Source organism: Flavobacterium sp. FG68 (assembly GCF_057808895.1).
On record NZ_JBMDIY010000015.1, the window covers coordinates 12,235 to 25,531 of the forward strand.

Here is a 13,297-nt window from a genome sequence, read left to right on the forward strand (position 1 = left end):
GTTTTCTTTAGCCACGAATTTCACGAATTTCCACGAATTAAATTTTCTTTTTAAGCACTTAAAATTTGTGTAAATTAGTGTAATTAGTGGCAAACTTTTTTATTCTTCTGTAATTCTGATATCCTTAGTAACCGGAATCGTATCAACTTCCTTGAAATAATCAATTAAAACATTTCTAAGTTTATAATTCAAATCATATTTCTGAATATTTTTTGCAAAGAAACTCATGTTGTCACCTCCATTTGCCAAATAATCATTTGTAGCAACATAATACGTTTTATTTACATCAAGCGGTTTTCCCTGAATCAGGATGTTTTTTGCCGTATTATCTTTTGCAATAGTAAAAGTCATACCAGACAAAGGATGCGGTTTTTTCTCTCTTATTATATAAGATGTAATTTCTAAAATCTGTTCCCCTTTTAAAGCGAGAACAACCATATTATTTTCAAAAGGCATAATTTCAAAAGCAGATCTCGTTGTAACATTTCCTTTAGGTAAAATTGCCCTGATACCGCCATGATTTAAAAAGCAGATATCGATACTTTTGTTTTCACGAGTTTTAAAAACTTTATTGCCTCTTTCTAAGCAGACATCGGCCAATAAATTTCCAATAGAAGTCTGCCATTTTCCTGTACTTTTATCAAGAGTTTCAGGACAATAGGCTAAAACGCTGTCTAAATCCTTATTAATATGATCGCGATAAGGTTTGATAAATTTCTCAATTTCTGGAGTTTGTGCGCTATTTTCTGCAACCGGAATCTGTTTTCCTTCTATCTTCGTTAAATTATAATTCTTGGGGCTGCAAGAAAATATTGTAGTTAGTGTTAAGAATATAACAAAAAGTTTTAAAAATCGGTTATACTTTTTTAGTTTTACCATTTTAAATGCGGCTTAAATAATTAATTTTGTAATTCGTAAAAGTACTATGTTTTTAGATTATACAAGAGAATTTTTTGTAAAAAAATCATTAAAAAATAACTTAAAAACTATCAAAAACGAAGTTTTTACAAGCAATATACAAACCATTGGCTTGCTGGTTGATGAGAGTAATTTTCGCCAATCTAAAGAGTTAATAAAAGAACTTGAAGCAAATGGAATTGCTCCAAAAAACATAAAAATTGTTGCGTACAGACGTAAATTCGACAAGAAAAAAGAGTACTCAAGACCAACTTTTGGTAAAAAACATATCGATTGGAAAGGACAGGTTACAGAAGTTTTTTTAAATGAATTTACAGATACAGAATTTGATCTTTTGATTAGTTATTATGAAGAGGAGACTCCCGTTTTAATGATGATCACAAGTAAATCAAAAGCAAAATTTAAAGTAGGATTTTCTTCCGTCGATGATAAATTAAATCGCTGGATGATTAACACTACAATAGCAGAGTATAAACTTTTCATTTCAGAATTGTTTAAGTATTTAAAAAGTATAAAATAAAATATAAATCAAAATATGCAATCATTAATAGGAACTGGTGTTGCGCTTGTAACCCCATTTAAAAAAGACTTTTCAGTAGATATCGAAGCGTTGCAGCGTGTCGTTAACTTTTCGATTGACGGAGGAGTTGAATATCTTGTTGTAATGGGAACAACAGCAGAAAATGCTACCTTAACATTAGAAGAAAAAGAGTTAGTTATCAGCACCGTAATTGATGTTAATAAAGGAAGACTGCCATTAGTTCTTGGAGTTGGAGGAAATAACACCATGCAGATTGTTGAAGAATTAAAAACAAGAGATTTTTCTGCTTTTGAAGCCATACTTTCAGTTTCACCATATTATAATAAACCAACACAGGAAGGAATTTACCAGCACTTTAAAGCAATTGCAGAAGCATCTCCAATTCCTGTAATATTATACAACGTTCCGGGAAGAACATCAAGCAATATGCTTCCGTCGACAGTTGTTCGTTTAGCTAATGATTTTAAAAATATCGTAGCAATAAAAGAAGCAGCAGGAGATATGGCTCAGGCACTAAAACTTATAAAAGATGCACCAAAAGATTTTCTGGTAATTTCCGGAGACGATATGATTGCTTTGCCTATCGTTTTAGCGGGTGGAGCAGGTGTAATTTCAGTAATTGGACAAGGTTTTCCAAAAGAATTTTCAGAAATGATTCGCTTAGGATTGAATAAGAAAGCAGTTGAAGCGTTTAAAACACAATACTTTTTAGCAGATTGTATTGATATGATTTTCGAACAGGGAAACCCTGCCGGAATAAAACAAATCTTTCAAGCCCTTGGTATTGCTGAAAATGTGGTGCGATTACCTTTGGTTTCTGTAGATGACGCTTTAGCAGCAAGATTAAATGAGTTTGTAAAAAATAGCATTAAATAATTGTTAAAGTGTTAGTATTATAAGATACTAAAAAATTATTTTGCAGTCGCTAAATTAATGACTAAATTTGCACCCGAAAGCTTCGGTGTGATTTTTACTTTGGCATAATGTCTAAGAAAATCATAATAAAAGTAAATAAATGAAAAAAATAGTATCTCTATTAATTGTTGTAGCCCTTTTTTGTTCTTGTAGTGATTACCAAAAGGCATTAAAAAATGAAGATGTTGCAGCAAAGTTTGAAGTGGCGACAAAAATGTACGAAGCTGGCAAGTATAATAAAGCCATTCGTCTTTTTGAACAATTAGCGCCAACATATAGAGGTAAACCTCAGGCTGAAAAACTTTTTTATATGTTTTCACAGTCTTATTACAAAACAAAACAATATTATCTGGCAGGATACCAGTTTGAAAGTTTTGTTTCAGGATATCCACGAAGCGAAAAAGTACAGGAATGTGCTTATTTAGGAGCTTATAGTTATTCAAAATTATCTCCGGTTTACAGTTTAGATCAGGCTGATACCGTAAAAGCTTTAGAAAAATTACAAGCATTTATTGATAATTATCCAAATTCAGAATATATACCTGAGGCAAATAAAACGGTGCAGGTTTTGAATGGAAAATTAGAGAAAAAAGCATACGAAAATGCTAAAGGATACAACACAATTTCAGATTATAAATCAGCTCTTGTAGCTTTTGATAATTTTATAGCTGATTTTCCGGGAACTCCTTTCAAAGAAGACGCTTTGTTTTACAAATATGATTCAGCATATAAGTTAGCAATAAACAGTGTTCCTTCAAAAATGGAAGAACGTTTAAATATTGCAAAAACAGCTTATGCAAACTTAATTAAGTTTAAAAGCGATACAAAATATAAAAAAGAGGCAGACGAAATGAATGCCAGAGTTGAAACGGATTTACAAAAATATACTAAATAAAAATAAGTCATGGATTTAAAAAAGACGAATGCTCCTGTTAACACAATAACTTACAATAAAACAGTTATTGAAGAGCCAACAGGAAATGTGTATGAAGCAATTACCATTATGGCTAAAAGAGCAAACCAGATTAATTCTGAAATTAAAAAAGAATTAACTGAGAAATTAGAAGAGTTTGCTACTTACAATGACAGTCTTGAAGAAGTTTTTGAAAATAAAGAACAAATCGAAGTTTCTAAATTTTACGAAAAATTACCAAAACCACACGCTTTAGCTGTTCAGGAATGGTTAGACGGAAAAACTTACCACAGAGGTTCAAACAAATAATATAGTATAATGTCAGTTTTAAACGGAAAAAAGATTTTACTGGGAGTTTCCGGTGGAATTGCAGCGTATAAAACAGCCTCATTAGTACGACTTTTTATAAAAGCAGGTGCACATGTCCAAGTGATAATGACACCTGCTTCTAAGGATTTTATAACCCCGCTTACATTATCTACCTTATCAAAAAATCCTGTACATTCCAGTTTCTTTAACGATGACAATGAAGATGCGGTATGGAATAATCACGTTGAATTAGGTCTTTGGGCAGATTTGATGCTGATTGCTCCTGCAACAGCAAATACAATGTCTAAAATGGCCACAGGAAATTGCGATAATCTTTTAATTGCAACATACTTATCGGCTAAATGTCCTGTTTATTTTGCTCCGGCAATGGACTTGGATATGTACAAACATCCCTCTACAATTTCTAGTTTTAATGCCTTAAAACAATTTGGAAACATTATTATTCCAGCTGAAAAAGGCGAATTAGCAAGCGGTTTATCCGGAGAAGGCCGAATGGCTGAGCCGGAAAATATCGTAGCTTTTCTTGAAGCAGATTTAGAAAGCAAATTACCCCTTAAAGGAAAAAAAATACTAATAACTGCAGGTCCAACATACGAAGCAATAGATCCCGTACGTTTTATAGGAAATCATTCTTCTGGAAAAATGGGATTTGATATTGCAAATGCGGCAGCAAATCTTGGAGCACAGGTTGTTTTAGTTTCAGGGCCAACACATTATAAAGCTAAAAATCCTTCGATTGAAGTTATAAATATAATGTCGGCTCAGGAAATGTACGACGCCTGCCACAAACATTATGATGATTCTGATGCGGCAATCGCAGCAGCGGCCGTAGCAGATTACAAACCAAAAGAGGTTGCGTTACAAAAGATTAAGAAAAATGCAAGTGAGTTTTCGATTGAATTAGAGAAAACAAAAGATATCTTATCCTCTTTAGGAGCTATTAAAAAGAATCAGTTTTTAATAGGCTTTGCCCTTGAAACCGAAAATGAAATTGAAAATGCTAAGCTGAAAATCCAGAAAAAAAACTTAGATTTGATAGTTCTAAATTCTTTGCAGGATGAAGGTGCCGGTTTTAAAAAAGAAACCAATAAAGTAACATTTATTGATAAAAACTTTAATATCGAACCTATGGAATTAAAATCGAAAGAATTTGTAGCAGTCGATATTTTAAACAAAGTGATTTCACATTTTTCAAAATCATAAAGATTTAAAATATTTTATAAAAAGTAAGAATAGTTGTTCTATTTTTGCTGATAATAAAATTTTATTTGTATGAACAAAATAGTTACACTTTTCGTATTTTTTATTTTTGGCTTTACTCAGGCGCAGCAGCTAAATTGTACAGTAACTATCAATACTGAAAGGCTTCCTACACCAAATCAGCAGGTTTTTAAAACGCTGCAGACTTCTTTATCTGAGTTTGTAAACAAAACAGACTGGACAGGAACTGGATCTGCCTTAAAACAGCATGAAAGAATTAATTGCTCCATGTATATTACATTGTCATCGTATAGTTCTGACCAGTTTACAGGAACTATTCAGGTACAGTCTTCAAGATTAATTTACAATTCGACTTATTCTTCACCTGTTCTGAATTTTAATGACAAAGACTTTAATTTTAGATACACAGAGTACGAGCCATTATTGTTTAATCCAACTGTTTTTGAATCAAATTTAGTATCTGTAGTATCTTTTTACAGTTACATAATTTTAGGTATGGATGCTGATACGTTTCAAAGCGGCGCCGGAAATCAGTATTTTGAAACAGCTCAAAACATTGCAAGCGTTGCACAGCAAGGTGGATTTAGAGGTTGGAGCCAGACAGACGGGCTTCAAAACCGTTATTATTTAATAACAGATATGCTTTCTCCTATGTATGCTGATTTACGTCAGACCACCTTTTTGTATCATACAGGCTTAGATACGATGAGCAATGATTTAAAAGCAGCAAAAGAAAAAGTAAAATCTTCTTTATTGCTTATTGGAAAAGTAAATTCAGTAAGACCTAATGCATTTTTGACCCGTGTATTTTTTGATGCAAAATCAGATGAGATAGTTTCTATTTTTTCCGGAGGCCCAAGTATTCCTGTTACGGACTTAACAGATATTTTGAATAGGGTTTCACCTTTAAATAATTCAAAATGGTCGCAAATTAAGTTTTAAAAACTTAATTTTTTTTCCTTTCTTCGTAGCACTTTATTTTTATAATTCCCCTTTATGATAACTTCACTATCGATTAAAAATTATGCTCTGATTGAAAAGCTTTCTATTGATTTTTCAAAAGGTTTTTCTATAATTACTGGTGAAACAGGAGCAGGAAAATCGATTATATTAGGAGCGATTGGACTCGTTTTAGGAAAAAGAGCCGATTTAACTTCATTAAAAAACAAAGAAGAAAAATGTGTTATTGAAGCGCATTTTGAAATTTCTAAATACAACTTAAAAGATTTTTTTGCAGAAAATGATCTCGATTATGAAGATGAAACCATAATTAGACGTGAAATTTTACCTTCGGGAAAATCAAGAGCTTTTATAAACGACAGTCCTGTAAATCTTCAGGAATTGCAGGATTTGAGTCTTTTTTTAATAGATATACATTCGCAGCAGCAAACTCAGGAATTGTCTGATGAAACGGTTCAATTCAAAATAATTGACGCTATTGCAAATAATTTTGATACTATTCTAACGTATCAAAATCTATTAAAACTTTATAAATCAGAGAAATCAAAATTAAATGCTTTACTAAAAAAACAAAGCGATTCAGGAAAAGAGCAGGAGTACAATACTTTTTTATTGAACGAATTGGTTTCGGCTAAATTAAAATCTGGAGAACAGGCAGAATTAGAAGCTGATTTTGAAAAACTGAATAACGTCGAAATTATCAAAGAATCAATTGATAAATCGCTTGTAATTGCAAACGAAGAGCAATTTGGTGTATTTCATAATCTTAATGAAATTAAAAACGCACTACAAAAGATTGCGCCGTTTTCAGCAGAATATCAAAACTTATTTGAACGAATCACCAGTATTTCAATTGAATTTGATGATGTTTCAAAAGAATTACAAAATGCTTCAGAAAAATTATTAAACGATCCGGAGCAATTAGAATTAGTAAGTCAAAAATTGCAGTTAATTTTTAATCTGCAAAAGAAACACCATGTTAATTCTGTAGACGAATTACTTCAAATTCAGGCCGATTTAGGAAATACACTTTTAGAATTAGATAATATTGAGGAAGAAATCGAAAACTTATCTAAATCAATCGAAGAAAAAGCAGCAGAATTAGATGCTTTTGCAGCAACAATTCATCAAAACAGAATAAATGCAATTCCGGTTTTATCAAATCAGTTAATATCGATTTTAGAAACATTAGGAATGCCAAATGTTCGTTTTAATATGGAACTTCTGTCATCAGAAACCTATTTCCAAAACGGAAAAGATGAATTACAGTTCTTGTTTTCAGCCAATAAAGGAACTGATTTTGGTTTATTGAAAAAAGTGGCTTCAGGCGGGGAAATGTCACGTATTATGCTGGCAGTAAAAGCAATTTTAGCGCAGTATTCAAAATTACCAACCTTAATTTTTGATGAAATTGACACCGGAGTTTCGGGAGAAATTGCCATTAGAATGGGTGAGATTATGAAAGAAATGAGTGCCAAAATGCAGATTTTTGCGATTACGCATTTACCGCAGATTGCAGCAAAAGGCGATTCGCACTTTAAAGTTTCTAAAGCAACAGTAGGTGATCATACACAGTCAGAATTAAAGTTACTGTCTCAGGACGAAAGAGTTATAGAAATTGCTCAAATGTTATCAGGAGCAGTCGTTTCAGATTCGGCTTTAAATCACGCCAAAGCCTTGTTGAACTAAAGAAATACTTTATATTTGTCATCGAAAAATAATTAAACAAAACAGGCATAAGTTGTCATTTATCTTGATAATGATTAATTTATGAGTAAATAAAAAGAGTATGATTATAGAACCTAGAATGAGAGGATTTATTTGTTTGACTGCCCACCCAAAGGGAGCTGAGCAAAACGTTAAAAATCAAATTGAATATATCAAATCAAAAGGTGCAATTGCCGGAGCAAAAAAAGTATTAGTTATTGGTGCTTCAACAGGTTTCGGATTAGCTTCAAGAATCACAAGTGCTTTTGGATTTGATGCTGCTACAATTGGAGTATTTTTCGAAAAACCGCCAGTTGAAGGAAAAACAGCTTCACCAGGATGGTATAATTCTGCAGCTTTTGAAGCTGAAGCTCATAAAGCAGGTCTATATGCAAAAAGTATCAACGGAGATGCTTTTTCAAATGAAATAAAAAGAGAAACATTAGATTTAATAAAAGCTGATTTAGGACAAGTAGATCTTGTAATTTACAGTTTAGCTTCTCCAGTGCGTACAAATCCTAATACAGGAGTTACACACCGTTCAGTTTTAAAACCAATCGGACAGACATTTACAAACAAAACAGTTGATTTTCATACAGGAAACGTAACTGAGGTTTCAATCGCTCCTGCAAACGAGGAAGATATTGAAAACACAGTTGCTGTAATGGGAGGTGAAGACTGGGCAATGTGGATCGATGCTTTAAAAAATGAAAATTTATTGGCAGAAGGTGCTGCAACAGTAGCTTATTCTTATATTGGGCCAGCATTAACAGAAGCAGTTTACCGTAAAGGAACAATTGGTCGTGCAAAAGACCATTTAGAAGCTACAGCATTCACTATCACAGATAACTTAAAATCTATTGGAGGGAAAGCTTACGTTTCTGTAAACAAAGCATTAGTTACACAAGCAAGTTCTGCAATTCCAGTTATTCCGTTATATATTTCTCTTTTATACAAAATCATGAAAGAAGAAGGTATTCACGAAGGATGTATCGAGCAGATTCAGCGTTTATTCCAGGATAGATTATACAACGGTTCTGAAGTTCCTGTTGATGAAAAAGGAAGAATTAGAATTGATGACTGGGAAATGCGTGATGATGTTCAGGCAAAAGTTGCTGAACTTTGGAAAGAAGCAACAACAGAAACGTTACCGGCTATTGGAGACTTAGCAGGTTACAGAAATGATTTCTTAAATTTATTTGGATTTGAATTTGACGGAGTTGACTACAAAGCAGAAGCTAATGAAGTAGTTAATATTGACAGTATCAAATAAAAACATAAATCTTACAGTAAAAACCATCAACCAAAAGTTGGTGGTTTTTTTATGAATATAACCTATCTTTGCTGAAATTTTAAATTTTTAAAATATTCCACTTAAAACCGCATTCCCGCTATGATTTTTTCTTTAATTATACCCGTGTATAATCGTCCGGACGAAGTTGATGAACTTTTAGAAAGTCTTACAAAATCTGATTACAACGAACCTTTTGAAATTGTTCTGGTTGAAGACGGATCATCGATTCCTTGTAAAGATGTTGTAATGAACTATGATGGGAAATTGAATATCTCATATTATTTTAAACCAAATTCTGGTCCCGGCGATTCCAGAAATTTTGGAATGGAAAAGGCGAGAGGGGATTATTTTATCATTTTTGATTCAGATTGTATTATTCCTCCCAATTATTTAACTGAAGTTCGTAAAGCTTTAGATGAAAAATATGTGGACTGTTTTGGCGGGCCGGATAAAGCCTTGAAAAGCTTTTCGAACATTCAAAAAGCAATCAATTTTGCCATGACCTCTTTTCTTACGACAGGTGGAATTCGCGGCGGTTCTGAAAAAATTAATAAATTCCAGCCAAGAAGTTTTAATATGGGAATTTCGAAGAAAGCTTTTGAAGCGTCAAAAGGCTTTGGAAACATTCATCCCGGCGAAGATCCCGACTTATCGATCCGTTTATGGAACTTAGGATTTGAAACCAGACTGTTTTCTGAGGCTTTTGTGTATCACAAACGTAGAATTGACTGGGAAAAATTCTCCATTCAGGTAAAAAAATTCGGCATAGCAAGACCAATATTAAACAGTTGGTATCCAGAACATAATAAGCTTACTTTCTTCTTTCCAACCGTATTTATCGTAGGTTTATTGATAGCTTTTTTACTATTAATTTTCAATATTGATATTTTATTACAATTATATTTTGTATATTTCGTTATTATTTTTCTTACAGCAAGTATTCAAAATAAAAGTATCAAAATTGGGTATTTATCGGTTATTGCTGTTTGGAAACAATTTTACGGTTACGGAACAGGATTTTTGGAATCTTTTGTAAAAGTCATTTTATTAAAGAAGAAACCACAAGAAGCTTTTCCTCGTATGTTTTTTAAGATATAATATGACAAAAATTATCGGCTTGACCGGCGGAATAGGAAGCGGTAAAACAACAATCACTGCTTTTTTTAAGGAAATGGGAATTCCTGTTTACATCGCAGATGATGAAGCTAAAAAGATAATGCAGTCGGCAGAAATTATTGCTGCAATAAAAAATGCTTTTGGAGAATCGCTCTTTGAAAATAATGTTTTAAACCGGGCAAAATTAGCTGATATTGTTTTTAATGATGCAGATAAATTAGCAGTTTTAAATTCGATTGTACATCCTGCAGTAAAAAAGGATTTTCAATTTTGGCTCTCTCAAAATAAAAACGAACCTTTTGTAGTTTACGAAGCTGCCATTTTATTTGAAAGCGGAAAATACAAAGAATTTGATTATATAGTTACCGTTACTGCTCCAGAAGAATTAAGAATTGAAAGAGTGATGAAGCGTGATAATACAACACGCGAACATGTTTTAAGCAGAATGAAAATGCAGTGGGATGATAAAAAACGAATTTCTTTGAGCAATTTTGTTATTAATAACAGTAATCTTAAAATTGCTAAAGAAGAAGTAGTTGAAATTCTTAAAATTTTGAAAATAAAACAAAAACAGTCTTAAATGTTAATATTTGGTTAATGTATTATTTAGTATATTGTTAAAATATTAATTTTGTTTCGATGAATAAATTATTTTTTAGAATACTTGTTTTACTGATGAGTTTGTCCTTAATAGGGATAATTCTAGTGCAGGTATTTTGGTTTAACTCTTCATTTAAAAATAATGAAGAGCAGTTTAAATACCACGTTACCCAAGTTATCGGAAATGTAGCAGACAAGCTTGAACAGCAGGAAGAATACAGTTTTTACGATAAATACAACCGCATAAAAGACAGCACAGGTAAAATTCCCAAAAAAGAGGACTTACTTCAAGTGTTTTATGTGCAGAGAAATGCAAAAACAAATAAAACAATTGTTTATTCTAATACACTGACTTCTGAAGATTACGATATAAGCGGATCGTTTTTTAATAAAAAATTCAGCAGTGAGCGATTTAAGAATTTCAGCTCTAAAAGAGTAACCGAAGTTTATAATAACAATAACGGAATTGATAATAACAATTTAGGTCAAAGTATAATACCAGACCTTACAATTGAAAAATCAGGAAGTTTAGATATTTTAAATAAAGTTCAGCAGCAAATTCAGTATAAAGATATTGCGTCCTTAACTCCAATTGAAGGTAGAATTACTAAAGATAAACTTTCTAAGCTTTTAAAGAAAGAATTACAAGAATACGGAGTTAAAACCAAATTTGAATTTGGAATTTATAGCAGTGGTGTTCCAACCAAAATTAAATCGGATGGATTTCACTACGATAAAGAAGCAACTTATAATATTCCGATATATACTGATAACGAAGGAAATAGCAGATATGAATTGTCAGTTACATTTCCTCATAAAAAGAAATTTTTACTATCAGAATTATTAAGTATTACTATTTTATCAATAGTTTTTACATTAATTATAATAGTTGCATACACAAGTGCCTTAAATCAATTGTTGCGTCAGAAACATATTTCTGAAATCAAAACAGATTTTATAAATAATATGACGCACGAGTTTAAAACTCCAATTGCGACAATAAATTTAGCACTTGATGCGATTAGAAACCCTAAAATTATTGAAGATAAAGACAAAGTCTATAGATATCTTCAAATGATTAGGGATGAAAATAAAAGAATGCATGCCCAGGTTGAAAACGTTTTACGTATTTCTAAACTAGAAAAACGTGAACTTGATATCACTAAAGAACCAACTGTTGTAACTGATGTAATTGACGATGCAATTGAGCATGTAAATTTGATTTTAGAAGATAGAAAAGGTACGGTAGTAAAACATTATAACGCAGCAAGAACGACTTGTTTGATCAATGAAGTTCATTTTACAAACGTTCTGGTTAATATTTTAGAGAATGCCATAAAATATTCACCTGATACTCCTGAAATTGAAATTTTTACAGAAAATGTAAAAGACATGATTTTGATAAAAGTAAGAGATCATGGTTTGGGAATGAGTAAGATAGCTCAAAAACGAGTGTTTGAGAAGTTCTATAGAGAACATACTGGAGACCTTCATAATGTAAAAGGGCACGGCTTAGGTCTTGCGTACGTAAAAAGAATTGTAGAGGACCATAATGGTCAAGTATATGTTGAAAGCGAAAAAGGAAAAGGTAGCACCTTTATTATAAAAATACCATTAATAAATTAAAATATGGAAAATACTAACAAAAGAATACTTTTAGTAGAAGATGACCTAAATTTTGGGGCGGTTCTTAAAGATTATCTAATGTTAAATGACTTTGAAGTTACTTTAGCTAAAAACGGTATGGAAGGTTTCGAGAAATTCAAGAAAGACGTTTACGATTTATGTATTCTTGATGTAATGATGCCTTATAAAGATGGGTATACTTTAGCAAAAGAAATTAGAGAAAAGAACAGCGAAGTGCCAATTATCTTCTTGACAGCAAAATCTATGAAAGAAGATGTGTTAAAAGGATACAAAGCTGGTGCTGACGATTATTTAAATAAACCTTTTGATTCAGAAGTTTTATTGATGAAAATCAAAGCGATTATTCAAAGAAAATCAGCTGATACAAAAGCAGAACAAGTACAATTTGAATTTAATATTGGTAAATTCCACTTAAACTCAAAACTTAGATTCTTGACTTTCCAGGATGAAGAGCCAATCAAATTGTCTCCAAAAGAGAATGAATTGCTTAAAATGTTAATTCTTCATGAAAATGACTTAATGCCAAGAGAATTAGCTTTGACTAAAATCTGGAGAGATGACAACTACTTTACTTCAAGAAGTATGGATGTTTACATCGCTAAACTTAGAAAATACCTTAAATCTGATGAAGATGTTGAGATTCTTAACATTCACGGAGAAGGTTTCAGATTAGTTGTGAAAAGCAAAGTTTCTGAATAACGAATTCACCTAAAAACAATATAAAAGCTCTGAGAAATCAGGGCTTTTTTTATGTTTAGAAAGAAAATTAAATGTTGCCAATCTTTGGTTAGATGCACTGCAGGGCATCTCTACATTAAAATTCTGATTGATTTATAGATAACGTATATCGTAGAGACGCACAGCAGTGCGTCTACGCAAAGAGAATCGCCAATCTTTGTCGATATACATGTGCGATTTCTCCTTTCAGTCGAAATGACAAACATTACATGAAATATTAAAAATTTTAATTTTATTTCTATATAAGTTATTATCTTCATTTTTAAGACAATAACTTCTTATTTGTTGAGGAATTTAATGCCGGAAATATTTTTCACACGACTTTTCTGAAAAATAATTTGGAAAATCAAAAAACAATTCTGAATATTTGCAGACGAAAAAAATAATAACCCTTTAA

13 protein-coding genes are annotated in these 13,297 nt (G+C 31.8%); 12 read left to right on the plus strand and 1 reads right to left on the minus strand.

Features of this window, described 5'->3' with window-relative positions; genetic code table 11:
* Positions 1–99: 99 nt before the first annotated feature.
* On the minus strand, positions 100–879 hold the full coding sequence (locus tag ACODSB_RS11130; RefSeq protein ID WP_488937099.1) for a 5'-nucleotidase C-terminal domain-containing protein: 780 nt from the start codon (positions 877–879) through the stop codon (positions 100–102).
* A 46-nt stretch (positions 880–925) separates the two neighbouring features.
* Between ACODSB_RS11130 and ACODSB_RS11135 the strand changes: the two genes are divergently transcribed.
* From ACODSB_RS11135 to ACODSB_RS11190, 12 genes are all read left to right on the plus strand, one after another.
* Positions 926–1,438, plus strand: coding sequence for a DUF6913 domain-containing protein (locus tag ACODSB_RS11135; protein ID WP_488937100.1), 513 nt, complete (start codon positions 926–928; stop codon positions 1,436–1,438).
* 15 nt (positions 1,439–1,453) lie between these two features.
* The gene (gene dapA / locus ACODSB_RS11140) at positions 1,454–2,335 is read left to right on the plus strand and encodes a 4-hydroxy-tetrahydrodipicolinate synthase (protein WP_488937101.1); all 882 of its coding nucleotides are present in this window, start codon (positions 1,454–1,456) and stop codon (positions 2,333–2,335) included.
* A gap of 139 nt (positions 2,336–2,474) precedes the next feature.
* The gene (locus ACODSB_RS11145; RefSeq protein ID WP_053472138.1) at positions 2,475–3,269 is read left to right on the plus strand and encodes an outer membrane protein assembly factor BamD; all 795 of its coding nucleotides are present in this window, start codon (positions 2,475–2,477) and stop codon (positions 3,267–3,269) included.
* Between the two features lie 9 nt (positions 3,270–3,278).
* Positions 3,279–3,596, plus strand: a complete 318-nt coding sequence (locus ACODSB_RS11150) for a DNA-directed RNA polymerase subunit omega (protein WP_007807938.1) — start codon at positions 3,279–3,281, stop codon at positions 3,594–3,596.
* A gap of 9 nt (positions 3,597–3,605) precedes the next feature.
* Positions 3,606–4,820, plus strand: a complete 1,215-nt coding sequence (coaBC, locus tag ACODSB_RS11155) for a bifunctional phosphopantothenoylcysteine decarboxylase/phosphopantothenate--cysteine ligase CoaBC (protein ID WP_488937102.1) — start codon at positions 3,606–3,608, stop codon at positions 4,818–4,820.
* Positions 4,821–4,889: 69 nt separating this feature from the next.
* Positions 4,890–5,780, plus strand: a complete 891-nt coding sequence (gene porD / locus ACODSB_RS11160; RefSeq protein ID WP_488937103.1) for a type IX secretion system protein PorD — start codon at positions 4,890–4,892, stop codon at positions 5,778–5,780.
* Positions 5,781–5,834: 54 nt separating this feature from the next.
* Positions 5,835–7,487: a DNA repair protein RecN gene (recN, locus tag ACODSB_RS11165; RefSeq protein WP_488937104.1), complete on the plus strand. Its 1,653-nt coding sequence runs from the start codon at positions 5,835–5,837 to the stop codon at positions 7,485–7,487.
* A gap of 100 nt (positions 7,488–7,587) precedes the next feature.
* Positions 7,588–8,778 (plus strand): enoyl-ACP reductase FabV, encoded by a 1,191-nt coding sequence (gene fabV, locus ACODSB_RS11170; RefSeq protein WP_488937105.1) that lies wholly within the window; start codon positions 7,588–7,590, stop codon positions 8,776–8,778.
* A gap of 120 nt (positions 8,779–8,898) precedes the next feature.
* A complete protein-coding gene (locus ACODSB_RS11175; RefSeq protein ID WP_488937106.1) occupies positions 8,899–9,897 on the plus strand; it encodes a glycosyltransferase family 2 protein in 999 nt (332 codons plus the stop codon).
* A 1-nt stretch (position 9,898) separates the two neighbouring features.
* Positions 9,899–10,495, plus strand: coding sequence for a dephospho-CoA kinase (coaE, locus tag ACODSB_RS11180; RefSeq protein WP_488937107.1), 597 nt, complete (start codon positions 9,899–9,901; stop codon positions 10,493–10,495).
* Positions 10,496–10,554: 59 nt separating this feature from the next.
* Positions 10,555–12,141 carry a sensor histidine kinase gene (locus ACODSB_RS11185; RefSeq protein WP_053472145.1) on the plus strand — a complete coding sequence of 529 codons (1,587 nt, stop codon included), beginning with the start codon at positions 10,555–10,557 and terminating at the stop codon, positions 12,139–12,141.
* A 3-nt stretch (positions 12,142–12,144) separates the two neighbouring features.
* A complete protein-coding gene (locus ACODSB_RS11190; RefSeq protein ID WP_012025443.1) occupies positions 12,145–12,861 on the plus strand; it encodes a response regulator transcription factor in 717 nt (238 codons plus the stop codon).
* The last annotated feature ends 436 nt before the right edge of the window (positions 12,862–13,297 follow it).

Coding starts and splice junctions, on each gene's coding strand:
- ACODSB_RS11130 (WP_488937099.1), bottom strand. CDS start 879: ATGGTAAAACTAAAAAAGTATAACCGATTTTTAAAACTTTTTGTTATA.
- ACODSB_RS11135 (WP_488937100.1), top strand. CDS start 926: ATGTTTTTAGATTATACAAGAGAATTTTTTGTAAAAAAATCATTAAAA.
- dapA (WP_488937101.1), top strand. CDS start 1,454: ATGCAATCATTAATAGGAACTGGTGTTGCGCTTGTAACCCCATTTAAA.
- ACODSB_RS11145 (WP_053472138.1), top strand. CDS start 2,475: ATGAAAAAAATAGTATCTCTATTAATTGTTGTAGCCCTTTTTTGTTCT.
- ACODSB_RS11150 (WP_007807938.1), top strand. CDS start 3,279: ATGGATTTAAAAAAGACGAATGCTCCTGTTAACACAATAACTTACAAT.
- coaBC (WP_488937102.1), top strand. CDS start 3,606: ATGTCAGTTTTAAACGGAAAAAAGATTTTACTGGGAGTTTCCGGTGGA.
- porD (WP_488937103.1), top strand. CDS start 4,890: ATGAACAAAATAGTTACACTTTTCGTATTTTTTATTTTTGGCTTTACT.
- recN (WP_488937104.1), top strand. CDS start 5,835: ATGATAACTTCACTATCGATTAAAAATTATGCTCTGATTGAAAAGCTT.
- fabV (WP_488937105.1), top strand. CDS start 7,588: ATGATTATAGAACCTAGAATGAGAGGATTTATTTGTTTGACTGCCCAC.
- ACODSB_RS11175 (WP_488937106.1), top strand. CDS start 8,899: ATGATTTTTTCTTTAATTATACCCGTGTATAATCGTCCGGACGAAGTT.
- coaE (WP_488937107.1), top strand. CDS start 9,899: ATGACAAAAATTATCGGCTTGACCGGCGGAATAGGAAGCGGTAAAACA.
- ACODSB_RS11185 (WP_053472145.1), top strand. CDS start 10,555: ATGAATAAATTATTTTTTAGAATACTTGTTTTACTGATGAGTTTGTCC.
- ACODSB_RS11190 (WP_012025443.1), top strand. CDS start 12,145: ATGGAAAATACTAACAAAAGAATACTTTTAGTAGAAGATGACCTAAAT.